Annotated in this window: 23 protein-coding genes and 1 tRNA gene; 3 read left to right on the top strand and 21 right to left on the bottom strand. The window is 59.7% G+C overall.

The window, feature by feature from the left end:
• The first annotated feature begins 2 nt into the window (after window positions 1–2).
• A tRNA-Thr gene (locus ACR0DE_RS19170) sits at window positions 3–78 on the top strand.
• A 27-nt stretch (window positions 79–105) separates the two neighbouring features.
• Here ACR0DE_RS19170 and ACR0DE_RS19165 read toward each other — a convergent pair.
• The 20 genes from ACR0DE_RS19165 to ACR0DE_RS19070 form a co-directional block, all read right to left on the bottom strand.
• Window positions 106–1,002, bottom strand: coding sequence for an FAD:protein FMN transferase (locus ACR0DE_RS19165; RefSeq protein ID WP_480754829.1), 897 nt, complete (start codon window positions 1,000–1,002; stop codon window positions 106–108).
• Complete coding sequence (locus ACR0DE_RS19160) at window positions 999–1,514, bottom strand: nitrous oxide reductase accessory protein NosL (RefSeq protein ID WP_170425503.1); 516 nt, start codon at window positions 1,512–1,514, stop codon at window positions 999–1,001. Before ACR0DE_RS19160 ends, ACR0DE_RS19165 begins: the two co-directional genes overlap by 4 nt.
• Complete coding sequence (locus ACR0DE_RS19155; protein ID WP_480754827.1) at window positions 1,511–2,332, bottom strand: ABC transporter permease; 822 nt, start codon at window positions 2,330–2,332, stop codon at window positions 1,511–1,513. Before ACR0DE_RS19155 ends, ACR0DE_RS19160 begins: the two co-directional genes overlap by 4 nt.
• Window positions 2,329–3,222 carry an ABC transporter ATP-binding protein gene (locus ACR0DE_RS19150; RefSeq protein WP_480754825.1) on the bottom strand — a complete coding sequence of 298 codons (894 nt, stop codon included), beginning with the start codon at window positions 3,220–3,222 and terminating at the stop codon, window positions 2,329–2,331. Before ACR0DE_RS19150 ends, ACR0DE_RS19155 begins: the two co-directional genes overlap by 4 nt.
• Window positions 3,212–4,468, bottom strand: a complete 1,257-nt coding sequence (locus ACR0DE_RS19145; RefSeq protein WP_480562903.1) for a nitrous oxide reductase family maturation protein NosD — start codon at window positions 4,466–4,468, stop codon at window positions 3,212–3,214. Before ACR0DE_RS19145 ends, ACR0DE_RS19150 begins: the two co-directional genes overlap by 11 nt.
• A 2-nt stretch (window positions 4,469–4,470) precedes the next feature.
• A complete protein-coding gene (gene nosZ / locus ACR0DE_RS19140; RefSeq protein ID WP_170398107.1) occupies window positions 4,471–6,378 on the bottom strand; it encodes a TAT-dependent nitrous-oxide reductase in 1,908 nt (635 codons plus the stop codon).
• A 15-nt stretch (window positions 6,379–6,393) separates the two neighbouring features.
• Window positions 6,394–8,544 (bottom strand): 4Fe-4S binding protein, encoded by a 2,151-nt coding sequence (locus ACR0DE_RS19135; protein ID WP_480754884.1) that lies wholly within the window; start codon window positions 8,542–8,544, stop codon window positions 6,394–6,396.
• Window positions 8,545–8,561: 17 nt separating this feature from the next.
• On the bottom strand, window positions 8,562–9,026 hold the full coding sequence (locus ACR0DE_RS19130) for a DUF2946 family protein (protein ID WP_170737087.1): 465 nt from the start codon (window positions 9,024–9,026) through the stop codon (window positions 8,562–8,564).
• A 102-nt stretch (window positions 9,027–9,128) separates the two neighbouring features.
• Window positions 9,129–9,392, bottom strand: coding sequence for a hypothetical protein (locus ACR0DE_RS19125; protein ID WP_170398115.1), 264 nt, complete (start codon window positions 9,390–9,392; stop codon window positions 9,129–9,131).
• A complete protein-coding gene (locus tag ACR0DE_RS19120; RefSeq protein ID WP_170398118.1) occupies window positions 9,349–10,902 on the bottom strand; it encodes a nitrite reductase in 1,554 nt (517 codons plus the stop codon). Before ACR0DE_RS19120 ends, ACR0DE_RS19125 begins: the two co-directional genes overlap by 44 nt.
• Window positions 10,877–12,091 carry a heme d1 biosynthesis radical SAM protein NirJ gene (gene nirJ, locus ACR0DE_RS19115; protein ID WP_480754822.1) on the bottom strand — a complete coding sequence of 405 codons (1,215 nt, stop codon included), beginning with the start codon at window positions 12,089–12,091 and terminating at the stop codon, window positions 10,877–10,879. The genes ACR0DE_RS19120 and nirJ overlap by 26 nt, the downstream gene beginning before the upstream one ends.
• 3 nt (window positions 12,092–12,094) lie before the next feature.
• Window positions 12,095–12,577: a siroheme decarboxylase subunit beta gene (gene ahbB / locus ACR0DE_RS19110; protein WP_480754820.1), complete on the bottom strand. Its 483-nt coding sequence runs from the start codon at window positions 12,575–12,577 to the stop codon at window positions 12,095–12,097.
• The gene (locus tag ACR0DE_RS19105) at window positions 12,574–13,023 is read right to left on the bottom strand and encodes an Lrp/AsnC family transcriptional regulator (RefSeq protein ID WP_480754817.1); all 450 of its coding nucleotides are present in this window, start codon (window positions 13,021–13,023) and stop codon (window positions 12,574–12,576) included. Before ACR0DE_RS19105 ends, ahbB (ACR0DE_RS19110) begins: the two co-directional genes overlap by 4 nt.
• On the bottom strand, window positions 13,020–14,009 hold the full coding sequence (ahbB, locus tag ACR0DE_RS19100) for a siroheme decarboxylase subunit beta (protein WP_480754815.1): 990 nt from the start codon (window positions 14,007–14,009) through the stop codon (window positions 13,020–13,022). The genes ACR0DE_RS19105 and ahbB (ACR0DE_RS19100) overlap by 4 nt, the downstream gene beginning before the upstream one ends.
• A 1-nt stretch (window position 14,010) precedes the next feature.
• Window positions 14,011–15,156 carry a cytochrome D1 domain-containing protein gene (locus ACR0DE_RS19095; RefSeq protein WP_480754814.1) on the bottom strand — a complete coding sequence of 382 codons (1,146 nt, stop codon included), beginning with the start codon at window positions 15,154–15,156 and terminating at the stop codon, window positions 14,011–14,013.
• Entirely contained in the window at window positions 15,153–15,524 is a 372-nt protein-coding gene (locus ACR0DE_RS19090) for a c-type cytochrome (RefSeq protein ID WP_170566648.1), read from the bottom strand. The genes ACR0DE_RS19095 and ACR0DE_RS19090 overlap by 4 nt, the downstream gene beginning before the upstream one ends.
• A complete protein-coding gene (gene cobA / locus ACR0DE_RS19085; RefSeq protein WP_480754813.1) occupies window positions 15,517–16,278 on the bottom strand; it encodes a uroporphyrinogen-III C-methyltransferase in 762 nt (253 codons plus the stop codon). Before cobA ends, ACR0DE_RS19090 begins: the two co-directional genes overlap by 8 nt.
• Window positions 16,279–16,467: 189 nt before the next feature.
• The gene (locus ACR0DE_RS19080) at window positions 16,468–16,869 is read right to left on the bottom strand and encodes a plastocyanin/azurin family copper-binding protein (protein ID WP_170648302.1); all 402 of its coding nucleotides are present in this window, start codon (window positions 16,867–16,869) and stop codon (window positions 16,468–16,470) included.
• Window positions 16,870–16,923: 54 nt separating this feature from the next.
• On the bottom strand, window positions 16,924–18,708 hold the full coding sequence (locus ACR0DE_RS19075; protein ID WP_170398143.1) for a NapC/NirT family cytochrome c: 1,785 nt from the start codon (window positions 18,706–18,708) through the stop codon (window positions 16,924–16,926).
• A gap of 125 nt (window positions 18,709–18,833) precedes the next feature.
• Complete coding sequence (locus ACR0DE_RS19070; RefSeq protein WP_480571905.1) at window positions 18,834–20,510, bottom strand: cytochrome D1 domain-containing protein; 1,677 nt, start codon at window positions 20,508–20,510, stop codon at window positions 18,834–18,836.
• 242 nt (window positions 20,511–20,752) lie between these two features.
• Between ACR0DE_RS19070 and ACR0DE_RS19065 the strand changes: the two genes are divergently transcribed.
• Window positions 20,753–21,943: an NnrS family protein gene (locus tag ACR0DE_RS19065; RefSeq protein ID WP_480754808.1), complete on the top strand. Its 1,191-nt coding sequence runs from the start codon at window positions 20,753–20,755 to the stop codon at window positions 21,941–21,943.
• Window positions 21,944–21,958: 15 nt separating this feature from the next.
• Here the strand turns inward: ACR0DE_RS19065 and ACR0DE_RS19060 are convergent, their stop codons facing one another.
• Window positions 21,959–23,071, bottom strand: a complete 1,113-nt coding sequence (locus ACR0DE_RS19060; protein WP_480754806.1) for a Hint domain-containing protein — start codon at window positions 23,069–23,071, stop codon at window positions 21,959–21,961.
• A gap of 272 nt (window positions 23,072–23,343) precedes the next feature.
• On the opposite strand from ACR0DE_RS19060, the gene ACR0DE_RS19055 reads away from it, so the two are divergent.
• Window positions 23,344–23,793: a c-type cytochrome gene (locus ACR0DE_RS19055; RefSeq protein WP_170398152.1), complete on the top strand. Its 450-nt coding sequence runs from the start codon at window positions 23,344–23,346 to the stop codon at window positions 23,791–23,793.
• The last annotated feature ends 7 nt before the right edge of the window (window positions 23,794–23,800 follow it).

The following is a 23,800-nucleotide window of genomic DNA, read 5'->3' as shown; positions in this document are numbered from 1 at the left end:
TCGCCTCAATAGCTCAGTTGGTAGAGCAGGTCCTTCGTAAGGACAAGGTCGGGGGTTCGAGTCCCTCTTGAGGCACCATCCCCTTACGACAAGCTTTACCCGAGTTCAGATACTCATCTCGATACGCGCGCCCGGAAAACGCGATATCAGCGCGTTTGCTTTGGCACGTGGGGTCAGGCATAGGGCGGTTGAGAGCCCGTCTGCCAATGCTGCCTGTGAGGCTGAGATTGATACAGCCTGATAGGGCGCACCCAACCCCTTTGGGTTCAGGATATGCCCCTGATCGCCCTGCAGCATGGTGCCTTCGGGGGCCGAGGTTGCGACGGCGCGGTCCTGCAGTGTGATCCGTTTGGCGACAGCACCGTCGGGCTTGGCCAGCCCGACGCGCCACGGCTCGCCATTACTCCGCTGGCCAAGGGCGGCGACCTCGCCCATATCCACCAGCACATCGCGCAGATCGAAGGATCGCATCAAAGCGGCAATCCGGTCAGTGATCGCACCTTGAGCAATCCCGTTCAGGGTAATCGCCGAGCGTCCGGGATGCGGCAGGCGGATCTCACCGGCGCTTACGTGAACCTTGTCCCAACCAATCGTCTGGCGTGCACGTTCCACCTGCGGCCCCGCCGCGCCACTGGCGAGTGCTAGCCACAGCGGCTGGATCGTCGGATCAAACACCCCGCCCGAAGCGTCGTGAAGCGTGGAACACAGGCTCAGCACCTCCAGCAGCTCAGGCGCCGGGGTGACCAGGTGGCCGATCCGGTTAAGCTGACTGATCTGCGAGTGCGTCTGGTAGAGGCTGAATATATCCTCCAGCCGATTCAGCTCTGCTTCGACCGCAGCAAAGATCGGCGCGGCCTGTGCGTCCGTCGAGCCTTCCAGCCTCAGGCTGGCGGGTGCGCCCAGCGCGATACCGCGCCATTGGGCGACGTTGCCAGCAGCGGCGGGTACGGCGGCGCAGGCGGCTGAGATGGCCAGGAAACGGCGGCGGGTCAGAATGGTCATGCGGGGGTCTCCAGCGCGAGGTCCAGATCGACGGGGCCCAGCACTTCGGCATCGGGAATATCAGACAGTGGCAGGGCGGCGCCGCCATATTCGGCAATGAACGCCTCTGCCGCGGCGGGGTCGCCAAAGGGCACGACTTCTCGCGCACCCATGCCACCGGCCACATCGGCGCCGACGACAAAGGTCGCACCATCGGCGGCGATCCAGTTGGAAATCCCCGGTTGCCGCCAGCTGGGCGCGACGCTCATGTCACTGACATAGACAGCGGTGATCTTGGCGTCACGTTCGGGGCTTTTCAGATAGGCCAGCATGTCGCGCACCTGCGCAAAGAACAAAGGCGCGGGATAGCCTTCCAGATGGATCTGCCCTTTGGGCCCGCCATGTTCCGCGATGTTCATCTGGCAGAAATAACTCAGCGCATCCGGGGTGAGATCAACCGGGTCGGGGGCCTCGGCCACCTCTTCTTTGCAGGCCGTCAACGCGACCAGAGCGATCAGGGCAAGGTATCTCATGGCTCAACTCTCCGAAATGCGAGACGCGCAAGGGCAAAGCCCAGCACCGGCCAGATCAGCAGCGAGGCAGGCGCGGCCCAAACGGGCAGAGCTTGCGCCGCCCCGGTCATGCCGGAGGCCATGGCAACGCCCTCGGTTGCGGCGATGTTCCACAAACGGAATGCGTCGGCCGGGTTGGCCACCATCACCCATGGAAAGACGGATTGGGTGAAAGCGCCGCCCTTGTCCATGACGACGGCCCCCAACAGGCCCAGATCATAGAGGACGACAAAAACCAGCCAGAGCCCGGCCGACAAACCTGCCGCCGCCGTGGCCCCCTTTGCCAGGGCGGACAGCAAGTATCCAAGCGCCAGAAAGACAGCGCCCAGCAGGATAGATGTGAGGATCAGGCGGACCAGAGCCATCAGGCTTTCCGGACCCGCGCCGCCAAAGAAGGCGGCCACTGCGCCAGCGGTGCCGAAACCGATGGTCATGGCAAAGGCCAGCGCGGCCAGATGGGCGGTGAACTTGCCCAACAGGATTTCTCCGCGCCCGGCCGGGTAAGACAGCAGCAGTGACAGGCTGCCGCGATCCACGTCGCCCGCGATGGCGTCAAAGGCGATCATCAGCGCCAGCAGCGGCGCAAGATAGACCGATAGCGTGGTCATTGAGGCCACCGAGACGGTCAGCATGTCGACTCCCAACGTGCCGGTTGGTGCGCTGCCCGCAAAGGTCAGCGCCAAAGCGAACAGCACCATGATCAATGTGGCGACCAGCAGCCAGCGGTTGCGGCGCAGGATCAGCATTTCAGTGCGGGTGATGGCGAGGAAGCGGGTCATTGCAAATCCTCCTGTGCGTAATGGCGATACAGGTCTTCCAGCTTGGGTGGTGTCATCTCCACATCCGCCACCGCATCGCCCAGCCCGGCGATCCGGCGCAGCGCTTCCATCTTGTCAGCGGGGGTGCAGAGCAGTTCCACCGACGCACCGTTGATCCGGTTGCCGCCCAGTTCTGCGGCCAGCACATCAGGATTGGCGCTGGCGCGTACTTTCAAGCGGATCGGCAGACCAGCCAGAGCCGACAGGTTGTTCAGCGTGTCGTCGGCGACCATCCGACCCTTGCGCATGATGGCGATCCGGTCGGTGCGGGCCTCCACCTCGGTCAGCGCGTGTGAGGCAATCAGAACGGCGGTGCCTTGGGCGGCCAGCTCGTCGATGATAGCGTACAGGTCCTGCCGCGAGATCGGGTCCAGCCCGCTTGTCGGCTCATCTAGCAACGCCACTTTCGGTTGACCCAGCAGCACCTGCGCCAGACCCAGACGTTGCCGCATGCCTTTGGAATAGGTTCCGATCCGACGGTCCAAAGCGTCGCTCAGTCCAACACGCTCCAACAGGCCTGGCACATCAGCTTTTGCGCCCGAAAGCTGCGCAAACAGGGTCAACTGCTCACGCCCGGTTAGCGCGGGATGAAACGACACCGCTTCGGGCAGATAAGCCGTCTCGCGCCGGGCCTGCGCACTACCGGGGGTGGCGTCCCCGATCCGAATGGCGCCACCATGGATCGGCGTTAGGCCGAGGATGGATTTGATCAGCGTCGACTTGCCCGCACCGTTATGGCCCAGCAGCGCAACGCGCTGACCGGGGGCAAGAGACAGGTTGATATCGTCAAGAACGCGGGTTTTTCCACGGTCCTTGAGAACATGGTCGATTGCCAGGGCCTTATCCGTCATGAGGCACCTTTTTCATAGCTGGGGGTTCAGGGGCTTGCATCAATGGGTTGCTGTCCATCACACCCCCCGGCAACAGCGCCGGGAAGGCCGATTGAGACCAGCGCACCAGCTGCACGGCAGGGGAGCCGAGCAACAATTTTGCTGAGGGTTGGGTCCACAGCACATGGTCCATACTGTCATTGGGGCGATAGGGGGCATCGGCAATGCCGTTGCCATCCACATCATAAGCGGCGAAATCGGACCAGTAGTTGCCGCGCCCGTCTTCGGACCACTCGACCCATTTGGTCGAGACGTATTTCACCTGCGTCCGGTTCCCGATGAATGAATTGCCAACGATGCGGTTGCGCTCGCTGCCAGCGGTAAAGTGGATGCCGATGCCGCACCCCTCAAACCAGTTATCAGTGAACTCGTTCTTGTTCGAGTTATAGAGGAAGGTGCATTTCTCTTTCGCACCTTTCACAACGTTTCCGGTGATGGTGCTTTTGTTGGCGTAGTTCAGCATGACGCCATGTTCGCGGTCGCCGATCGAGACGTTATTGGCCACGGTCACATTGGTCGTGAACATCACCGCGTAGCCCAGATCATTGCCGATCGAGACGTTGTCGCTGACCACCGAATTGTCGGCATACATGTAATGCACGGCAAAACGCAGATCGCGAAACAGGTTGCCGGTGAAGGTGTTCTTCTTCGACGAGTTTACAAAGATTCCGTCGCGGCCATAGCGAATATCGTTGTCCTCAACCACCGCACCCGGCGCGTTCCAGACATAGACGCCATTGCCACGCTCGTTCATGCGCTGGTCTTGCCGTCCTTCGATCCGGTTGCCCCGGACGATGCTGTCCTTCGCCCCGTGGATGTCGATGCCATAGAGATTGCCCAGCAGCACATTGTCTTCGACCACCGGCGCATGGGCCGTCTTGGTCAACTGGATGCCGCTGTCGATCCCGTCATGGTCCGAGCCCGATCCGATCACCGTCAGACCGCGCACGGTTACACCCGGCCCGGTCACGGTGATGACGCTGCCTTCGCCTTGTCCGTCGATGGTGGCCTGTCCCAGCCCGTCAATCGTGACGGGCCGGTCCAGAACCAGCGTTTCTGTGTAAACGCCGGGGCTCAGGCGGAGGGTGTCCCCATCCGCCGCCTGCGCCAGTATCTCGTTGATGGCCCCTGCCCGGTTGGGCACATCCCAATCCGCCGCCCAAAGGGGCGAGCCGAGCAGGAGCGGTATGAGCAGGGACCAACGCATGGTTATGCGCTCCGCGGCTCAACGAACATCCGGCCGCGCATCTCCATGTGCAGCGCGTGGCAGAACCACTGGCAATAGAACCAATGCACGCCCGGACGGTCGGCAATGAAGGTGACCGACGCGGTGGCTTGCGGCGCAACCTCCATCGCGATGCCGAAGTTCGACAGACACAACCCGTGGGTCACGTCATCCACGTCATCCAGGTTGGTGACATACAACGTTACCTCGTCACCCTGTTTGACGGTGAACTTCTCAAGGCTGAACACCGGCGCGGTCGAGGTCATGTAGACCCGCACCTTGTTGCCATCGCGGATCGGCTCCTCGGCACCCTCTTCCAGATCGACACCATCAGCCTCGGCCTGTTTGCGGGCATCTTCCCACATCGGGTCGTTGCGATCCCAGACATTGACCGGGTTCACCTTGGACCGGTGCACGAGGATCGAGTCATGCGGTTCCGCAAAGGTCGGCCCGTCATGGACCACCTTCATCTTATCACCCGAGATGTCGATCAACTGCTCGTTTTCCGGCTTCAGTGGCCCGACGTTCAGGAAGCGGTCTTTCGAGAACTTGTTCATCGAAATCAGCCACTTGCCATCAGCCTCAGCCGTTTCGCCCATCGAGGTCGAATTGTGGCCCGGCTGATAATGCACATCCACTTTGTCGAGGATTGGATCAACATCCGCACCACCGTAGGCTTCGATGGCCTTGGCGATGTCCCACTTCACCACCTGGCTGTCCAGGAACAGGGTGGTGTAGGCGTTGCCTTTGCCATCAAACGCGGTGTGAAGCGGGCCAAGACCCAGCTGCGGTTCCGCCACGATGGCCGAGCGTGGATCGGCATTGTCGGCAAACAGCGCATCGACCTTTTCCACATCGATCACGGATACGGTCGGGGACAGCTTGCCGTTGATCATGATGTGTTTCTTGTCGGGTGCTGCGTTCACTCCGTGCGGCGAGTTCGGGATCGGGATGTAACGGGTCAGGTTACCGCCCGCCTCTTTGCGCCCGTCCACGACCTTGACGCCGTTCAGCTCCTGATAGTTGCCAGCAGCAATCGCGTCTTCGATGCCTTTCAGGTTGAACACGACCACGTGGTCCAGCTCATTCTCGGTCATCTCGGCCAGGTTCATACCCATTTCCGAGTTATACGAGGTCGAGAATGCGTATTTGCCCTGATAGTCGCAGTCAGTGTTGTCGAGGTTGCCCGACACCATCACCTGCCATGCGATCTCCATCGTGTCACCGTCGATGGCAGTGAAGATGTTCACATATTGCGACGGATCATCGAGGATCTCGCCATCATTGACCAGCGGTGCCTCGTGTTCGCCATTGGCGAAGATATAGCCGGTACGCGGGTATTTCTGCGGACGCAGACCGTGGATGTCATGCGCGTTCGGGATTTCGATGATCTTGTCGCATTTCATCACGTCGCAGCGGATGCGCGCGACGCGTGTGTTGGCCTTGTCATTCATGAACAAATAGCGGCCATCATAGGTGCCATCGGTGAAGGACATGTGCGGGTGGTGCAGGTCGCCATTGTCGTAGGTGACTTTGCCATTGGCGGCCAGGTACTGCTTGGTCTCTGGCAGCAGCCCTTCGGTCAGGATCTTCAGCGACTCGTTGGTCTGGCCCCAGCCGGTGGCCGAGCAGCGGTTGAATACCGGAATGCGCATCAACTCGCGCATCGACGGCACGCCGAGGATACGCACCTCGCCGGTCTGACCCGAGGACCAGAAGCCGTAATATTCGTCCAACTCGCCGGGCTCCAGCGCGGCATTGGCGGCGGCGCTGGCCTCTTTCGCGGTCATCAGGGTGCTGCCCAGACCGGTTCCGGCCAACACGGCGCCGGTTGCAGATGCACCCAGCAGTCCGCGGCGTGTGACGTTCAGTTTCTTATCGTGTTCCGACATGATCGTTCCTCCTTTTTAGGAAACGGTTTGCGGTTTGGCGTTCGGATGGTTCGCCGGTGGTTGTCCGAGGGGGGTTTTCGGTTGAACCGACCCTGTCTTGGCCCGCCGTTTCAACTGGCGGATAACGACGGGACATTTGTCCTCGGACTGGTAGAGCACCTGACAATGCAGGCAGGTGACGCACTCGTTCGGATTGATCTCACCGGTGGGGTGGATCGCCTGAACGGGGCATTCGTTGGCGCAGGTCTGACAGGGGGTGCCGCAATCCTTGTAGCGGCGCAGCCAGTCGAACATGCGGATACGGGCAGGGATCGCCAGCGCACCACCCAAGGGGCAGAGATAGCGGCAATAGAACCGTTCGATGAACAGCCCGATCCCCAGCAGGGTCAGCGCAAAGACCACGAAGGGCCAGTCGCGCATGAACTTCAGAATGATCGCGGTCTTGAACGGCTCGACCTCGGCATAGGTTTCAGCCAGCGGGATCGAGACAAAACTGATCCCGAACAGCACGAGGAAGATCATGTATTTCGCGGGCCAGAGCCGCTCATTCAGGCCCCAGGGCAGAGTCCATTGCGGCACCTTGAAGGCCCGCGCGATCTTGTTGGTCAGTTCCTGCAGCGCGCCAAACGGGCACAGCCAGCCGCAATAAGCACCCCGACCCCAGAACAGCAGCGCGGCAGCGACAGCGAACCATTGGATGAAGACCAACGGGTCCAGCAAGAAGGCATCCCAGGAGAAGCCGGTGCGCAAGCTGCCTGCCAGCGCCATCAGGTTCACCACGCTCAGCTGCGCATTGGCGTACCAGCCGATGAAGAACAGCGTCATGGTCAGGTATCCGATGCGGAACCAATAGAAGACGCGGGCGTTCATGGTGGCGTGGAACTGGAAGAAGAATGTCGCCGTCAGCACCAAAAGCATGACGCCCAGCACCCCGATCTCAACCGTGCGGTCCTTCCAGATGCGTTTCCAAAGCGCGGCCTTGGCTGCCGCCTCGCCGGTGGCGTCATCGACAACTACTGGCGCTGCAACGGGCAGCAGATACTGCTCGGGCAGTTTGTAGCCCAGATCGAAGGTCAGAAAGGTCTTCTCAACCGCGCCTACAGCCCGCTGCGCCAACAGTTGCAGGCGGAAGGGCTCGGCCGGATCAAACTCGGCCTCAGCGGGGATCTTGAAGATGTCCAATTCCGTGAAGCTTGGGGCATCGGGTGCCGCAACCTTGCCCAACCGGCGCTGCTGCTTGTCGAAGAATCGCACCGAATTGTCGCCTTGGATCAACTGAATCCGGTCGAAAATTCCGCCCCGGACATAGCCCGATCCCTTGAAGCTGTAGGCCCCACGCCCCAGCACCAGAATGGCCTGCTCGCCTTCGTCCAGCCAGTCGACCATGTTTTGATATTCGGCCTCACCCAGCAGCGACTTGCCGATCGACGGCACGGATACCAACGCCAAATGCATATCAATATAGGTGTCATCTGGTTCGCCGGGTTCAGGGCGTTTGATGGCGCGCTGATCTCCGGTGGCTTCGAACGCAGCGTTGACCTGCCCGATATCCAACGTTAGTCGCCGGACCGAGCCGTTGCCGGACAGGGTGGTCCAGTCGTATACCGCATCCTGCGCCAGATCGACTTCGCGTTTCGGCCCATCGGCCTGCAGCGGAGACAAACCGCCCAACCCCAGCGCCCGCGCCACCTTGATGCCGCCGCGCACAAGACTGTCATCAATCACCATGATCGTGACGGTGGCCCCCGAGATGATATCGAGGTCATGCCCCTCACCGCCGGTTTCAGCCTCAACCTTCAAGTCCAGACCGGCATAGCCTTCGGTCAGCTCAACCATGCGCGCGTTGGGGATGCCAATCAGAACGATGGGCTCCGAGTGTTTGACCAATTGCACACCGGTCAGCACCGCTTGATCATCGATGGCGGCGACCACATGGATCGGTTTGCCGGAATAGCCGGTGGTGCCAACGAAGTCAGAGGTTAGGAAGGCCCAAGCAACGGTCTCGCCGGCCTTCAGAACGGGTGCAACCGGAACGTCATCGCGGACCGGCCCAATGGCATCAGCACCGGGGGCCAGATCGGCGGGTTCAATCTCGGGCAGGAAGCTGGCGAGGCTGTCGGCATGGGCACTAATCGCCATCAGGCAGGACAGGGCAAGGGCCAGCATTATATGGATTGCGCGACTTACGACCACGGCGCACCTCCGATACTTAGGGTGGACGCCATGGACGCGCGCAGGGCGCGTTCAGCAGTTTCTTGGGTCGGGCGCGGAGGTCCCCGGGTTTCGGGCCACAGCTTATGCGACTTGTACAACATGGAAGATTTGCTGTTCTGAAGCTGTACAACACGGAAGTTTCCGATTTGCGGTATCTGCACCAGCTCGGGTGCGGGCGCTGCACTGGTGACAGCGCACAGCGCGCAATCGGCGCATTTTGGGCAGTACGCGGTCGGGTCTTCGGTGTCCTCCTCAAGATCAACTTCAACCCAGACCGCGCCGCCTTCCGAGCAGATCTCCATCCAGACACTTTCACCGGGACTCGCCAGCACCGGTCCAAAGGCCTGCAACAACAGAAGGAATATGCCTGCCAACCCACATGCCGCGCGAGTTGCGCGTACAGGGAGATTGTGCAGAGGGATCAGGGCAGGCATGGAGTCTCCGACTCGGAAAGCTATGCCTTTGGGGTATTGGATTCTACCGAGTCGCGACTTGACTTAGGTTAGGTGAAGCAAATTTCTGATTTTCTTTTCAAATCAATCGTCTGCCTCATCCATCAGGCCACGCACCCAGCGCCCTGCCAGCCATGAGGCGGGCACGCCCAAGGGGATGGACCATAAGATCGCAGGTACTGGTTCAATCGCACCAAACCCCGCGCTGTGCAGGATCAGCCCAGCCAGAAACAGGTTGATGGCCACGGTCAGAGCCGTGGCCGGATAAAGCAGGATGGCCAGCTTCCAGACCGGCCATTTGCCTTCAGTGGCTGGTGCCTTCCGAGAAGGTGATTTTGTTCCAGACATTGTACTTCCCAGACGGTTTGCGCATCGGCAGGCGGCGGACCTCTTCCAGCGTTTGCGCGTCATAGACGATCACCGCGCCGTCATCTTCCCAGATCGAAACCAGCGCGTGACTACCATCCTTGGTGAATTCTACATGCGCCACGGTCTTGCCTGGGGCGGGGCGCAAAGTTTTCACGATTTCAAGGCTTTGCTTGTCGATCACGTGTATGGCATCCTTGTTCGGGCCAAAGAACACATCGGCCCAGACGTAAGGCGAGTTCTCATGGCTGCGCATGAAAAATCCTGGCCCTTCGGTTTTGATCCGCTTGACGGTTTCCCATGTTCCCATGTCAATCACCGAGACCGTGCCATCGGTCAGATGCGGCGTAGCCATCACGGTGGTGTCGCCCTGCTGCCAGGTGATCCCCGAACCTAAGTGAGGCATCCCCGGCAGGTCCAGATCTGCGATCTTATGACCGATCACCAGATCAATCACCTGCCCGCCCTTGCCATCACGCGAGGCGCCCATAACGTATTCATAACTCTGATCGAAAAAGAAATCGTCCAGATAATCAGGCGTGGTGATCTTGCGCACGGGGAACGGGTCAGGATTCTTGAACTGCCCCTCAATGCGGAAATCGTGGCCAATACCGGATTGCGGCGGGTTGGCCCCGTAGAACACCTCCCAAATCTCGGGGACATCCTTCAGCGCCAGAACAAAGCTTTCGCGCGGTGGTGCCTGATAAACGGCGGAAACACGGCTGGGAACGCCCTTTTTGCTTTTGACTTCAATGACTTTCGCGACCGACAAGTCCTCTGTCGACAGCAGGGTTAGTGAGTTAGGTAAATAGTTCGCTACTGCCACCCATTTGCCGTCACCCGACATGGCGATGTTGCGGCTGTTCAACCCCGCACGCACGCGGCCCACCTGTTTCAGCGCCCAGATATCATATTTCTGTACCCAGCCATCGCGCGACATGATGAAGACATAGCGCCCATCGGGGCTGAACTTCGGCCCACCATGCACGGCGAACGGGGTTTCGAACCGATCCAGAACCTCGAACGTATCGCCGTCCAGCACACTGACATGATGATCGCCTGTTTCCACCACCAGCGTTATGTTCATCGGGTCGCTGTCCCAGACAGGCGCGTCAACCGATACGTACTCATCATCCAGAGTCCGACTGGCCATGATATCGGCCTCACCCCATTCGGGATCGGTCTCCAGCGGAGATTTCAACCATCCCGCCAGTTCCTCGATCTGCAACGCGTCCAACTCGTGCGAAAACGCAGGCATCTGGGTGGCCGTACGCCCTTCGGCAATCACTGCCGCCACGCGTGGCCCACGCATCCGTTTCAACGTCTCGGGGATCAGCGCCGGACCGACCCCACCCAGACGGTTTTCACCATGGCATGAAGCACAGAATTCAGCATAATCCGAAGGTGCATCAGCCCAAGCTGCGCCGGTCAGCAGCAGCGAGCAGAATGTGCCGATTTTCAAGGTGTCAAAAGAATTGATGCGCCGGATCATGGCTTTTCCCTCGGAACGGCGTGACCTGCAGACGCTCGCCTGCGCCCTGCACGCCGATTTCTTCGTTTGATAGATAGCAGGCCGGGTCCTCGGCCCACGGGTCGCCGGTCAGTTGCAGGGCACGGATGCGGGTGTTGCCGCCGCAGACATCCTTTAACTGACAGGCCCCGCAACGCCCCTTCAAAGGACGCGGACGGGTGCGCAGCATGGCGAGCATCGGGTCATCGCTGGTCCAGAGTTCCGAAAACGATTTGGTCTTCACATTGCCAACAGTGTAATCGGACCAATAGGTATCGGGATGCACGCGGCCGAGGTTGTCGATATTGGCCACGCCCAAACCGCTAGAGTTGCCACCCCACGCCGCAAGATGTTCCCGCACATTGGCAGCTTTGTCATGGTCGAAATGCGACCGAACCCAGTTCAGGAAATACCCGGCATCGGCATCGTTATTGCCAGTCACGATATCCAGCGGACGACCGCCCGAGACGGCTTCCCACGCGCGTTCCAACAACAAATCCAAACCCTTACGGGTGCGCAAATGCTCGGCATCCTCGCCTCGGTTCTTGTCACCGCGCCCGGCATAGACGAGGTGAGACAGGTAGAACTTGTCGACACCCTCATCGTCGCACAGTTGCAGCAGGTCAGGCAGGTGATGTTGCGTACCTTCGGTCAGGCAGAACCGCAGGCCCACTTTGATGCCGCGTTTCTTACATTCGCGTACGCCGCGCAGAGCATCGGCAAAGGCGCCTTCGACGCCCCGGAACCAGTCATTCGTGGCCCCGATCCCGTCCAGCGAAATGCCGACATAGTTGAAGCCCACGTCGGCGATCATGTCGGCGGTTTCGTCGTAAATCCGCGTACCGTTGGTCGACAGTGCCAGCATCGGCACCAGATCGCGGGCGCGTTTGGCGATGTCGAAGAAATCGAACCGGTCCAGCGGTTCCCCACCCGAGAGGATCAGGGCCGGGACGCGGAATTGGCCCAGATCCTCAAGGGTTACCATGGCTTGCTCGTGACTGAGCTCACCGGGGAACGCGACATCTGCTGAAACGGTGTAACAGTGGCGGCATTTCAGATTGCAGCGCCGCGTCAGGTTCCAGATCACTACCGGCTTCATCGGGCCGGGACGGCGTCTGCGCACCGGTGTCGGTTTGACGAGCTGCAGCATGTATTCGGTCAGGCGGAACATGTCTCAGCCTTTCTTTTTCAACCGCAGCCCTGTCTTCTTCAGGATGCGCGTGGAATAGAGGATGTCCTTGGCCCGGCAGGCCTCGCCCAGAATGGCGGAGATCTCGGCGCGTTTTTCCTCGACCTCGTCCCGGTCAGAACCGTGGACCATGGCGAACAGGTTATAGGGCCAATCGGGCAGGGCGCGGGGACGTTCGTAGCAGTGGGTGACAAAGGGCAGCGCCCCGATCCGTGCGCCCAATTCCGCGACCTGGCTGTCGTCTACATCCCAAACAGTCATCCCGTTTGCCGTCATCCCCAGCTTGTAGTGGTTCGGAGCGGCGGCGATACGGCGGATAACACCATGCGATTTCAGCTCCGCCAGACGATACAAAAGGGCATCCTCGTCCAACCCAAGCGTTTCGGCAACGGCTGCATAAGGCGCTGGCACAAGCGGCAGGCCGCTTTGCAGTGCTTCGATTATTTCTCTGTCCTGAACGTCGATCATGCTGCCACCCGGAAGCCGATGAAAAATTCCTGTAGTTTGGGGAAACGGAGAACTTCGATCCCCGTTTCCCGTTCGATCGCATCAGCGGCGGCCTCGATCCCTTCAGGCGTTTCGGTAGCCAGCACGAACCACATGTTCAGCCGGTGCGTACGCTCATAGTTATGGGCAACCTCGGCATGCGCATTGACTTTGGTCAGGACGGTTTCGAATTCTTCCTCTGGCACGGCCATGGCGCACAGGCAGAACGCTCCACCCATTGCAGCGGCGTCGAAAAACGGGCCGAAACGTGTGATGATCCGCTGCTCTTTCATTCGTGCGAGACGGGTTAGGAGTTCGTCTTCGGGAATCCCAAGTTCCTGGGCTACACTGGCAAAGGGATGCGCGGTCAGCGGCAGGTCATCCTGCATCCGGTTCAGGATTACGCGGTCGGTCGCGTCCATAGTCATGCGGCTGCCTCTTTCGGTTGGATCAACGCGCCGGTCTGTTTGAAACAACGGGTCGAAAACAGCACTTTGTTCCGTGCGCCTGCCAGTTCGGGCAGAGCGGCGGCTGCGGCCAGAACCTCCATCGCTTCGGGGCGCGAGCGTGCATGGATCATGGAATAGAGGCGATAGGGCCAGACATCCTTGACCGGGTTGCGCTCATAGCAAAGCGTCACGCCGGGATAGGCCGCCAGCGCCGGTCCAGCCGTGTCCACCTGTTCGGGCGGCATGTCCCAAACAACCATCGCATTGGCTGACCAGCCGAGCGCCCGGTGGCGCACGATAACCCCGAGACGAGAGATTATGCCTGCTGTTTGCAGCGCTTCGATACGCCCCATTACGTCGGAATCATCTCTGCCCAGCGTTTGTGCCAATGCGGCATAAGGAATCTCTGTCAGGGTCAGGCCCGTGCTGAGCGCCTGCAGCAACTCGCGATCTCCGGGCTGCATGGCTGAGCGATCCACCTTACGAAGGCCAGGAACATTGCGTGTTTTTCCCGACATACGAAAGCCCAAATCGACGTTGAATGGACGTACGAGGCGCAGGTCCAGAACCCGCAGTCCGGAACGCTGCGATATCCGTGCAAGGGTGTCATCGACATGGGTGCGATCCGGGCCGGTTGCGACGAACCAGAGGTTCCAGTCATCCTCCCGCTGGTAGTTGTGGTTCACGCCCGGTTCGGCGTCGATCAGGGCTGCAATCTCTTCCAACCGATGTTCGGGGGCCGCAACAGCGGCCAAGGTGCTGGCCGAAACCGCGCCCGGAGCGATGGTGGCACCCACGCGTGTAATCCGCCCGGTGGCCTGCATGCGAGTTAGGCGATCAATCACCTCGGCTTCGTCCAGCCCTAGCAAAGACGCCAACACCTGAAACGGACGCTCTGTTATCGGAAAGTCGCGCTGAAACTCGTCCAGCAAACGGCGGTCGATGGGATCGGTGATGTGTTGCATGTCAAAGCCCCATTCTGTGCGCCCGAGCGGTGAAGAAGATGCCGGATGGGCTGTCGGCGTCGATCTCGCGCAGTTTTTCAAACGTTTGCGTGTCGTAGACCATAACCTTGTTGGCGTCGCGCACGCTGATCCAGACCTCATGCCCTCGCGGAGTGAACTCCATATGCAGTACGGCAGGGCCGGGTTTGAATTCGTGAATGATCTCCTTGGTCACAGAATCAATAACCTGAATGGTGTCGTTCAGAGGGTGGGCAAAGTTCACCCAAACCTGCCGCCCGTCAGGACGCGCCATGGCAAAGACTGGCTGACCATAGGTTTTGGTGCGCCCGGTCTCGGTCAGTGATTCAGCATCGATCCACAGCACCTCGTGATGGCCGACGGCAGGCAGTACGAACTCGCGCCCGGTCAGCGCCCAGCCTTCGAGGTGAGGCATCTTGTAGACCGGCATCTCCTCTTGCCCGCGCCCATAGTTGGGCAGCACACGGATGGGTTCGGGCGTCTCGGCCCAAAGGTCCAGCGCGGTCAGGCCATCTTCGCCAAACAAGCCGGTGATATAGGTGCGGCCATTGGCGGTGATCAGCGCGTCATATGGGTTCTTGCCCATTTCGGGGATCTTGGTGATCGCGGGTGCGCCGTTGGAGAAATCAGCAATCCAGGTCTCGCCCGTGTCCCACATGGTAAAAACAAACCGGCGGCCGGGTGCATCGACCAATCCGATGGTTTTGCTGTCGGTAGGAATGTCCGCGACCATCTCCAGCGTGTCCGCATCGAAGACGCGCACACCGCCAGGTTCATAATTCGATACAGCGACCAGCTCGCCGTCATCCGAAATGGCACCGCCAATGGCGTTGCCCGCCTGCACGACCCGGTTCACGATCTGGCGGGTGACGATATCCACCTTAGTCAGGCCGCCGTCTCGTCCAAATACATAGGCAAAGCGTTCATCGGGTGAATAGACCAGCGAGGCATGGGACAGATCGCCCAGACCTTCGATCCGCGCCAGCGCTGCGCGGTCGGATTGGTCCACCAGAAGAACCGAGCCCTTGGCGCGTTCGATCACAAGTCCTAGGTCGCCGGTCGCCGTGGGTTCAGCCTGGGCGGTGGTCATCATAAGGGTGGCGGCGAGGGTAAGGATGAGCTGTTTCATTGTGCCTCCTGTGCCAGCAGGTAACGGGCGATCCATTCGGCCTCTTCTTCGCTGATCAAGGGCCGCCATGGGGGCATCGCGGTGTCGGGGATGCCGTCGAGGATCACGCCGGTCAGTACCTCGGCATCGTAGTGTTCCAGTGTTTTGGACCGCAGATCGGGGCCGAGGCCGCCTTTCAGCGATAACCCATGGCATGAGCCGCAATCCTGATGGACAAGGCGTTTCAGTGCGTTGGGGTCAAGAGTGTCGGCGGCGAAGGCCGTGGTGGCAACAAGCACTGCGGAAGTGAGAACAGCACGTGCCGCCCATCCTTTGCGTCCTCTCACAGCCGGTTGCTGTGCCGGCCTTCTGGAACCGAACTTAGCCATGCGCCTGCTCCAAAAGGTCGGCCACAGGCCGTTCTGCGTAAAGTGAAACTACCTTGCCGATGATGAACAGCGTGGGCGCCTTTAGCCCGGCCTTGCGCACATCAGCGGCCAGCCGATCCAGCCGGGATACCATCCGGCGCTCATCAGGTGTGGTCGCTTTGCCAACCGCCAAAACCGGAGTTGAGCCGGGCAGGTTCTCGGTCATCAGTCCCATGGCGATCTGGCCGATATTGGCGACGCCCATATAGACGACTAAGGTCGAGTCCGGGTCGGCCAGACGTTTCCAATCCAGATCCAGCACCTTGTCGGCCTGTCGGTGCCCGGTGACATATTGCACCGATGTCGCCAACCCGCGATGGGTCAGCGGCACGCCTGTCGAACAGGATGCCCCCTGCGCTGCGGTAATGCCTGGCGCGTATTCGACTGGGATGCCGTTTGCCATCAGGTACGCGGCCTCTTCCGAGCCGCGTCCGAAGATCATCGGGTCACCCCCCTTGAGGCGAGCAACGGTGTGACCGGCGCTGGCTTCCTCGACGAGGATTTCGTTGATGCGATCCTGCGGCTCGGTATGACACTTGGGGGCCTTCCCAACCGGGATCAGCCGTGCGCCATCAGCGTGCAGATTGAGGATATCGGCCGAGACCAGACGGTCATAGACCACCACGTCCGCCTCTTGCAGCATCCGCAGCGCACGCAGGGTCATCAGTTCGGGGTCACCGGGGCCTGCGCCAATCAGAAAAACCTTACCGCTCATGTGCAAACTCGCTTGGTCTGAATGTCTTCGGAGCCCGGAATTCCTGCGCGATCAGGGGACGTTGCTGGGTGAGCCGGGCGTGTCATGCGGCCAGACTGGCGTAATCGGAAAGGAACTTCCTTGACTAAAGTTAAGGAGCGCGGGAATTGCCCCGCGCTCCTTTCGGCTTGCCTGTATGATTGCCTCGGCTCAGGGTTCGACGGTGATCATGCCGATCATGTTCTGTGTCTCCCAATGCGGGCCACACAGATAGTCCTGCGGACCCGGGGAGAGGAAGGTCAGGTCAACCGTCTCCTCAGGAAACAGACGATCGCTTTCGGGCTCGCTGCCGTCTTTCAGCAGGACCGAGTGACTGGTGCGCTTATCGACATTCACCCAGCGCACGGTTGTGCCCGGTTTCACGGTTAGCTCGGCTGGGCAGAACGTGTATTTGTACATCAGCACCACATCGGCATCCTCAACGGCGGAGGAGGGCTGACCGAACAGCTCGACATAGCGCTCTTCGGCTTCGGCACACAGCGCGGCGGTGTCCTCTGCCCATGCGGGCGCGGCCAGAAGCAGCAGCGCAGGGAGAAGGTGTTGGGGTTTCATTGTCCAAGTCTCCTCTTTTAAGCGGAAGGGGCCGGATCGCCCGGCCCCTCTTCCTTATTGTTTGACGACGTTGATGAAGGCGTTGTCGTCGTCCAATGCCAGGCTGGTATCCAGCGTCACGTGGTGGAACCGTGCGGCGGCAAAGTCATCGTGGATGGCAAAGCCCACCGTATAGGTCTGACCGGCCTCCAGCGGCACGTCACCAGCTGCGCCCGAGTTCAATGGGCGCGTGAAGACCACGGTCCACATACCTGCATCAAGGCTGGCCGAGGCGGCGATCTCACCGTCATTGACCACGCGCTGTTCCAGCAGATAGCCGTTGGTGGCGCTGCCGTCCGCGTAGACGCGCATCAGATCCAGATAGGTGCCATCGGCCAGATACTGCTCGATCTGATCGGCGGCCTGCAGCTTGTCCCAGCCACCCAGCGCCTTACCGCGGCGGCCTTTGATCTCGACCTCGGTGCGGCTTTCGCTGATGTATTTGGTCACAGTGTCCTGCGTGCTCAGCCGACCCGAGACATCGCCATTTGCGGCAATCGCCTCGGCACCCGGGTCAAAGGGCATGTAGCTGTTGTCTGCATGGCACGAGGCCCAGCAGCCGACCTGATCGCCCAGCTCAATCCCAGTGCCGGTGATCATCATGGCCACCTTGATCTGGTTGTCCGGGTCCATCTTGCCGCCATCGACAAAGGGGGCGGGGTTGTGGCCCGCATCCGGCCATTGCAGACGGATATAGAGGGTCTCATCATCATGCGCGGCTTGAACGGTGGCGTCTATCACGCCGCGTTTGCCCGGGATCGGGGTTGGTTCCAGATCCCCACCGGCCACGATCTTGTTGCCGATCGCGTCCAGTTCGGCAGCGTGACAGGTGGTGCACTTGTCTCCGCCCTTGGTCAAAGGACGTGCTCCGCCGTGGGATCTGCCGTTCTGAACCCATTCAAACGAGGCCTGACCAGGATAGAACAGTTTCATATCTGCACCGGGGACAGCGGCCCAATCGATATTTGTGCCAACATCGCTGCCGCCACCTGCCGGGGCTGCGGCATCTTCGCCAGAAGCTTTGGCACGCTCTTCCGCGACGGCTGCGTCAACCGCTGCTGCGATCTGGGCCTGTACGGCCTCTTGCTGGGCTACACGCGCGGCTTTCTCAGCCTCGGCATCGGCAGCTTCCTTGGCTTCGATGCGTTCGAGACTTGCCAGGTATTCGGCCGGGATTTCGCGAATGAAATCTGGGTTCGGCGCTTCAAGCTTTTCCAGATACTCTTCGTCGGCCCGGTCGCGGGCGTCCGAGTGCGCAATCCCCTTGTGGCAGTCAATACAGGTCTGACCGACGGTCATCGCGTTTAGGTGCTGCTGACGGGCGCGGGGTTTCTGGAACTCGGGCATCATCGACTCGAAGTCATGGCAGTTGCGGCACTCGCGCGAGTCCGTGGATTTCATCCGCTCCCATTCATTCATAGCCAGATGTACGCGCTTGGCTTCAAACTTTTCGCGCGTGTTTATGGTGCCGACCACCTTGCCATACAGCTCTTTGGACGCCTTGATCTTGCGGATGATCTTGTGAGTCCAATCCTTGGGCACGTGACAGTCGGAACAGACCGCGCCTACGCCCGAACGGTTCACGTCGTGGATTGTGCCGGTGTATTCTTCGTAAACGAAATCTCGCATCTCGTGGCACGAGACGCAGAATTCCTTGGTGTTGGTAGCTTCCATAGCGGTGTTGAACCCGCCCCAGAAGATGATGCCGGCGGCAAAGGCCGCAGCGATCCCGGCCACGGGCATTCCCCACAGGAAATACCGGCGCCAGATTGGTTTTTTCTTTTCCGGTTCGGAGGTCATATCCGGTCTCCGTTTTGGCTTCTTATTCTGGCCCTGGATGTCAGGCCTGTGGATTTGGCTGATGAGTCAAACGAGGAAAGGGCGGGCGAGGGGCCCGCCCTTTCCGATGCTGAGTACAAAACCCGTCAGGTGACGTGGTTCGAACGGTTGTAGACGTTGAACTTGCCGGTGGGTGCAAACAGTCCCTTCACGCGGCCGATCTCTTCCAGCGTCTTGGCGTCGAAGATCACGATCTCACCATTTGGCTCTTTCGAGGTCGAGCGGTTCCACTTGGACACCCAGACCTCGGATCCGTCTTGGTTGAACTCGAAGTGGACGGCGACGTTGCCTTCCTCTTCTGTGATCTGGATCGTTTTCACGATCTCACCGGTTGCCTTGTCGATGACCTGCACCGATTGCTGGATCTCAGGCTCGGGGTGCTTGGTCTGGTCGGCCCAGATGTAGTCCGAGTTCGGATGGGTCCGGATGAACAGACCGGGTCCGTCGGTTTCCACCTCGTAGCAGACTTTCCAGGCATCGTCCGGGCGGCCTTCGGGGTCGTTGCCCCAAACGGTAACCGTGCCCTCGCCCAGGTGGGTCGTACCGGCAACAGGACCGCAATTCGGGTCATCCCAGTTGGCGCCCGGGCCGGGGTGCGGCAGCGGCGCGGTATCGATCATAGCTTCCAGCTTGTGAGTCTCGGTATCGACCACGACCATCTTGTTCGACGCATTTGCGGCGATCTGGAAATAGCGGCCGGTCGGATCAAAGAACCCGTCATGCAGGAACTTTGCGCTGTCGATCTTGTCGATCCGCAGGTTGTCCAGATCGGAGTAGTCCACCTGCCACAGCTGACCGAGTTCCTTGACGGCCACGATCCACGTGGGCTCGTTCGGGGTGGTGTAGATGGCGGCCACGCGGGCCTCTTCCACATAATCCCCGTCCACGTTGTAGCCGCGGGTCGAGACAACCTTTTTCGGCTCCATGGTTTCGGCGTCGACGATGGCGAAATGAGGGGGCCAATAGGCGCCACCGATGACGTATTTACCATCGCCCGATACGGCCACGTCGCGGGCGTCGTAACCAATGGTAACCTCGGCAACCAGCATGTTTTCAGGCTTCTGCCACAGGTCGATCTTGGTCATCTTGCCGTCACGGCCCATGGTGTACCAGAAGCGGCCCGGATTTTCGGGTTCTTCCAGTTTATGGTGCTCGGACGCTTTCAGGACGTGCACCGCATAACCGGTCGGGATATGCGCCAGCACTTCCTTGGTGTCACCGTCGATCACGGCCACCTTGCCCACGTCACGCTCGATGACCACGAAGAAGTTTTCCCAGTTGCGGCCATGCAGCGGCTCGGTCGGGTAGTCTTCGGGTTCGACATAGACCTTGCGGGTCGCCATCATCTGCTCAAGCGACATTTCTGGCGGTTGGGGTGGCTCCATCTGGATGTAAGTCGCCATATCGCGGATTTCTTCTTCGGACATCACGTCCGAGAAGTTGTTCATCCCGCCTTCGGTGCCCCATGCGATGATTTTTTCCAGCCGCTCCTGCCCCAGTTTCAGGGTGCCCGACTCGGTTACGGTACCATCGTCATTCTTCGTTTCAACCAGAGGCTCAAGGCTTTTGCCGGTTGCCCCTTTGCGCAACACACCGTGACAACCGGCGCAGCGCTCAAAGTAAAGTTGTTTTGATGATTCAAAGGCTTCCTTGCTCAGGGTTGGCTCTTCGGCAAAGACTGGCGCAGCGACGCTGCCCAGCAACATTGCCAAACCGACCCCTAAGGCGCGGCCAGTTCTGTTGTAGCTGATTCCAAGTGACATGATCACTCTCCATTTGCTGGTGAGGCAGGTCCTAGGGTGAAACATCACGGCTTTGTCATCCTTGACGAAAGTCAACGGAGCGCGCGCAAATTGGAAATTGACGGGCTATAATGAGCCATAAAACAAAGGGAAAACCTGAGTTTCAGGGACATGTTTTTCGGATGCTTGATTTCGGTTAAGTTCATCACTGGTCGGCCTTGCTAAACCTGTTCCAACAGCCATTGTGGCCGAGGAGAACAGGCATGTCGGCAGTGATCGCGCGCGTATTGGGCGAGGGGTTTCGCATCTTTTTCCTGTCCGCCGGACTTTTTGGTCTGTTCGCGGGAGGCGCGTGGGGTTTTTGGTTGATGACGCAGACCGGGTTGGTCGGATACGAAGACCCAACCTATTCCATGAGTCCCCCAATGTGGCACGCGCATGAGATGATCTTTGGCTATGCCACAGCAGCTCTGGGCGGGTTCTTTCTGACGGCTGTTCCCAACTGGACCGGGACCCCAGAGGCGCGCGCCCGGTTCATCATGCTGGCTGCAGGTCTCTGGTTGGCCGGGCGGGTAGCGATGTGGTTCTCCGGTGCGCTGCCGCCTGTTCTGGTCGCTGTGTTCGATCTGGTCTTTGTTCCAATTCTGGCGGCAAAGATTGCTACTCAGCTGATCCGACGCCCCAAACCGCAGAACATGGTATTCCTTTTGCTGCTCAGTGCGATCTGGATTGCCAACTTGTTAACCCATTTAGAGTGGATCGGTGTGACCAGCGAATCGCTGGACATCGGATTGCGAGCGGGGTTGCTGACGCTTTGTAGCCTAATCGCGATACTTGGCGGGCGCATTACGCCAGCTTTCACCCGAAATGCGATGAAACGCGCGGGAGAGCCCGAATCCAACTGGCCTATTTCGGTAGGAGCGTTTGATAAAGCCGCCATGGGGCTTGCACTGTCACTGCCGCTGAGCGTGCTCGTCTTTGGAATCGCACCTGTATCAGGCGCTATCGCGCTAATGCTTGGCGTTGCTCAGATCCTGCGCATGGCACGTTGGCGCGCACGCTGGGCACTGCGGCAGCCGATCCTGATAGCGTTGCATCTGGGGCTGGGCATGCTGGCGCTGGGCCTGATCCTGTGGGGGCTGGCAGTGCAGGGGTTCGGCAGCGAGATCGGGGCGCTGCATGTTCTGGGCATTGGCTGCGTCGGCGGCATGACCCTTGCCGTGATGAGTCGGGCCGCCCTTGGCCATAGTGGCCGCGCCCTCGTGGCCCCGCCGCCCATGGCGATCGCTTACGGTTTGATGGCGGCAGCCGCAGTTTTGCGCTGGGTCGGGTCGGCGTTTGACCAGGGATATCTGGTTGCGATGCTGGCCTCAGATGGGCTGTGGATCTGCGCCATCGTCTTGTATCTGGTTGCGATGTGGCCCGCGTTGACCGGGCCACGTCTAGCGGCCTGAGCAACGGTTTTTAGATCAAGAAGGTCGGAGCAACGCCCTGTCATTCTTAATATGTCGTTGCAGCAAAGTATGGATTTGTCTTCCGCGTTTTGGAATCTGGCGGGCTGCGATTGGTTGATGGTCTGGCAAAGCTAACTCTGGGAAGAGCGCAACAATTTCGGCCAGCGCCTCGGGCTGTATTCCTTTCAAGGCTTGCTTGCCTGTGAATAGGCTTTCTGACGGCGCGCCTTCCGCCAGCACGATCTCATGCCGGTCGAACAGAATATGGAAATACACCACGCCCTGAGCTGTCTCGTCGACGGTTATGCCGGGTATGCCGACCAGCTTATGGGCTGGGACCAGAACCTCCTCGCTGTCGAACATACGAACGGCGATACTCGAACGGATCAACATGCGATGCTGCGGTGAGACCAACAGATCGCGTCGCGGCAGGTTGCTTCCCAGGCTGCCCGCTGCGATTCGGATCGGGCGCAGCTTGGGATTGAGCGCAAATTCAGACCTATCCAGAGCGCGCGCGCCGATCCAGCGAATTGGTTGTGGTCCATGATCCAAGGTGACAACCTTGTCACCAGCGGAAAGCGTTTCTATCGCGACATCACCATCAGGTGTCGCGATAAGCGTTCCGGCTGAGAAACAAGGAACATCAACGATGGAACCGGGGTCAGTCGTGTCCGGTGCGTTGCTCGGTGTAACGTTGACGACGCTCATCGAATACGTCACCCCGGGATCTAGGGGCTCAGAGGTTATGTAGCCAGCGTTGGTTCCTTCAACCTCGACAAGGTACACAGTGATTGTCCCACCGCCGGGATTCGTCAGAATGTAGGATTCTTCCAGATAGATGTCGCCGCTCAGAAACGTTGTCGAACCATCAAGGTTTGTTACTGTTCCGGTCTGTGTATCGTCGTCGCCATTTTCGTTGTTGAATCTGTCGCCGTTGAAAACATCCCCGGTATCGGGAACTGGCGGGCCAAACCCATTTCGAATGAAACCACCGGCCTCGTCCTCAACATTGAATACCCTTCGGTCCGTCGCGGGGTCATAGCTTGCGTCCAGGGTGATCGTATCAGGCCCAATTGTATTCACCGTAATGACGCCGGGTGCGTATCCGATGTATGAGTAGTTCGCCATTCTTTAACCACCACGCTTCAGGTGCCATCTAAGCACCTCTATTTACCAATAAATCGAGAACGCTCGCTTCAACTGTTCGAACGTCCGGAAACATGCTGTTCTAAGTACTGTTTTTCAAGGCAATCTGAGGGCATTTTAGTGATACTGGCGCAATTATGACCACAGGTGTCCAATTCCGAGCTTACTTTGGCATGCTTGACTTTCGTTAAGGCAGCCCTGCGACCCACCCGCCATTGTCATCAGACTAGCTAATCTGCGCAAAGGAGAGCGCAATGCGAGAAGTCATGACAAAGAGCATGGCTCGCAACATATTCTATGGCGGGTCACTGTTCTTCATCCTCATCTTCCTGGCCCTGTCGGCCCACTCGCACTGGTACATCGTCAACTCCGAGAATTCGGCGAAGCTTGATGACAGTGTGGTTCGGGGCAAACATGTCTGGGAAAAACATGCCTGCATCAACTGTCACACGATCCTGGGCGAGGGCGCCTACTACGCGCCGGAAGTCGGGAATGTGATGACCCGCTGGGGTGTGCTGGACGACCCGGAATCGGCCTTTGAAGCGCTCAAGGGCTGGATGGAGGCGCAGCCGACCGGCATTCCCGGTCGTCGGCAGATGCCCAATTTCAACCTCAGCGACGAAGAGATCCGCGATCTGACCAACTTCTTGATCTGGACGGACAACATCGATGCGCAGGGCTGGCCGCCCAACGAGGCAGGCTGAGAAAGGG

This window comes from Ruegeria sp. C10, assembly GCF_056537805.1.
The sequence above is the reverse complement of the archived record's forward strand: the minus strand, read 5'-3'. Positions and strand labels throughout refer to the sequence as shown.

Excerpts from the sequence above, each read along its gene's own strand:
- ACR0DE_RS19165 (WP_480754829.1), bottom strand. The coding sequence starts at position 1,002 with ATGACCATTCTGACCCGCCGCCGTTTCCTGGCCATCTCAGCCGCCTGC.
- ACR0DE_RS19160 (WP_170425503.1), bottom strand. The coding sequence starts at position 1,514 with ATGAGATACCTTGCCCTGATCGCTCTGGTCGCGTTGACGGCCTGCAAA.
- ACR0DE_RS19155 (WP_480754827.1), bottom strand. The coding sequence starts at position 2,332 with ATGACCCGCTTCCTCGCCATCACCCGCACTGAAATGCTGATCCTGCGC.
- ACR0DE_RS19150 (WP_480754825.1), bottom strand. The coding sequence starts at position 3,222 with ATGACGGATAAGGCCCTGGCAATCGACCATGTTCTCAAGGACCGTGGA.
- ACR0DE_RS19145 (WP_480562903.1), bottom strand. The coding sequence starts at position 4,468 with ATGCGTTGGTCCCTGCTCATACCGCTCCTGCTCGGCTCGCCCCTTTGG.
- nosZ (WP_170398107.1), bottom strand. The coding sequence starts at position 6,378 with ATGTCGGAACACGATAAGAAACTGAACGTCACACGCCGCGGACTGCTG.
- ACR0DE_RS19135 (WP_480754884.1), bottom strand. The coding sequence starts at position 8,544 with ATGCTGGCCCTTGCCCTGTCCTGCCTGATGGCGATTAGTGCCCATGCC.
- ACR0DE_RS19130 (WP_170737087.1), bottom strand. The coding sequence starts at position 9,026 with ATGCCTGCCCTGATCCCTCTGCACAATCTCCCTGTACGCGCAACTCGC.
- ACR0DE_RS19125 (WP_170398115.1), bottom strand. The coding sequence starts at position 9,392 with ATGTCTGGAACAAAATCACCTTCTCGGAAGGCACCAGCCACTGAAGGC.
- ACR0DE_RS19120 (WP_170398118.1), bottom strand. The coding sequence starts at position 10,902 with ATGATCCGGCGCATCAATTCTTTTGACACCTTGAAAATCGGCACATTC.
- nirJ (WP_480754822.1), bottom strand. The coding sequence starts at position 12,091 with ATGTTCCGCCTGACCGAATACATGCTGCAGCTCGTCAAACCGACACCG.
- ahbB (WP_480754820.1), bottom strand. The coding sequence starts at position 12,577 with ATGATCGACGTTCAGGACAGAGAAATAATCGAAGCACTGCAAAGCGGC.
- ACR0DE_RS19105 (WP_480754817.1), bottom strand. The coding sequence starts at position 13,023 with ATGACTATGGACGCGACCGACCGCGTAATCCTGAACCGGATGCAGGAT.
- ahbB (WP_480754815.1), bottom strand. The coding sequence starts at position 14,009 with ATGCAACACATCACCGATCCCATCGACCGCCGTTTGCTGGACGAGTTT.
- ACR0DE_RS19095 (WP_480754814.1), bottom strand. The coding sequence starts at position 15,156 with ATGAAACAGCTCATCCTTACCCTCGCCGCCACCCTTATGATGACCACC.
- ACR0DE_RS19090 (WP_170566648.1), bottom strand. The coding sequence starts at position 15,524 with ATGGCTAAGTTCGGTTCCAGAAGGCCGGCACAGCAACCGGCTGTGAGA.
- cobA (WP_480754813.1), bottom strand. The coding sequence starts at position 16,278 with ATGAGCGGTAAGGTTTTTCTGATTGGCGCAGGCCCCGGTGACCCCGAA.
- ACR0DE_RS19080 (WP_170648302.1), bottom strand. The coding sequence starts at position 16,869 with ATGAAACCCCAACACCTTCTCCCTGCGCTGCTGCTTCTGGCCGCGCCC.
- ACR0DE_RS19075 (WP_170398143.1), bottom strand. The coding sequence starts at position 18,708 with ATGACCTCCGAACCGGAAAAGAAAAAACCAATCTGGCGCCGGTATTTC.
- ACR0DE_RS19070 (WP_480571905.1), bottom strand. The coding sequence starts at position 20,510 with ATGTCACTTGGAATCAGCTACAACAGAACTGGCCGCGCCTTAGGGGTC.
- ACR0DE_RS19065 (WP_480754808.1), top strand. The coding sequence starts at position 20,753 with ATGTCGGCAGTGATCGCGCGCGTATTGGGCGAGGGGTTTCGCATCTTT.
- ACR0DE_RS19060 (WP_480754806.1), bottom strand. The coding sequence starts at position 23,071 with ATGGCGAACTACTCATACATCGGATACGCACCCGGCGTCATTACGGTG.
- ACR0DE_RS19055 (WP_170398152.1), top strand. The coding sequence starts at position 23,344 with ATGCGAGAAGTCATGACAAAGAGCATGGCTCGCAACATATTCTATGGC.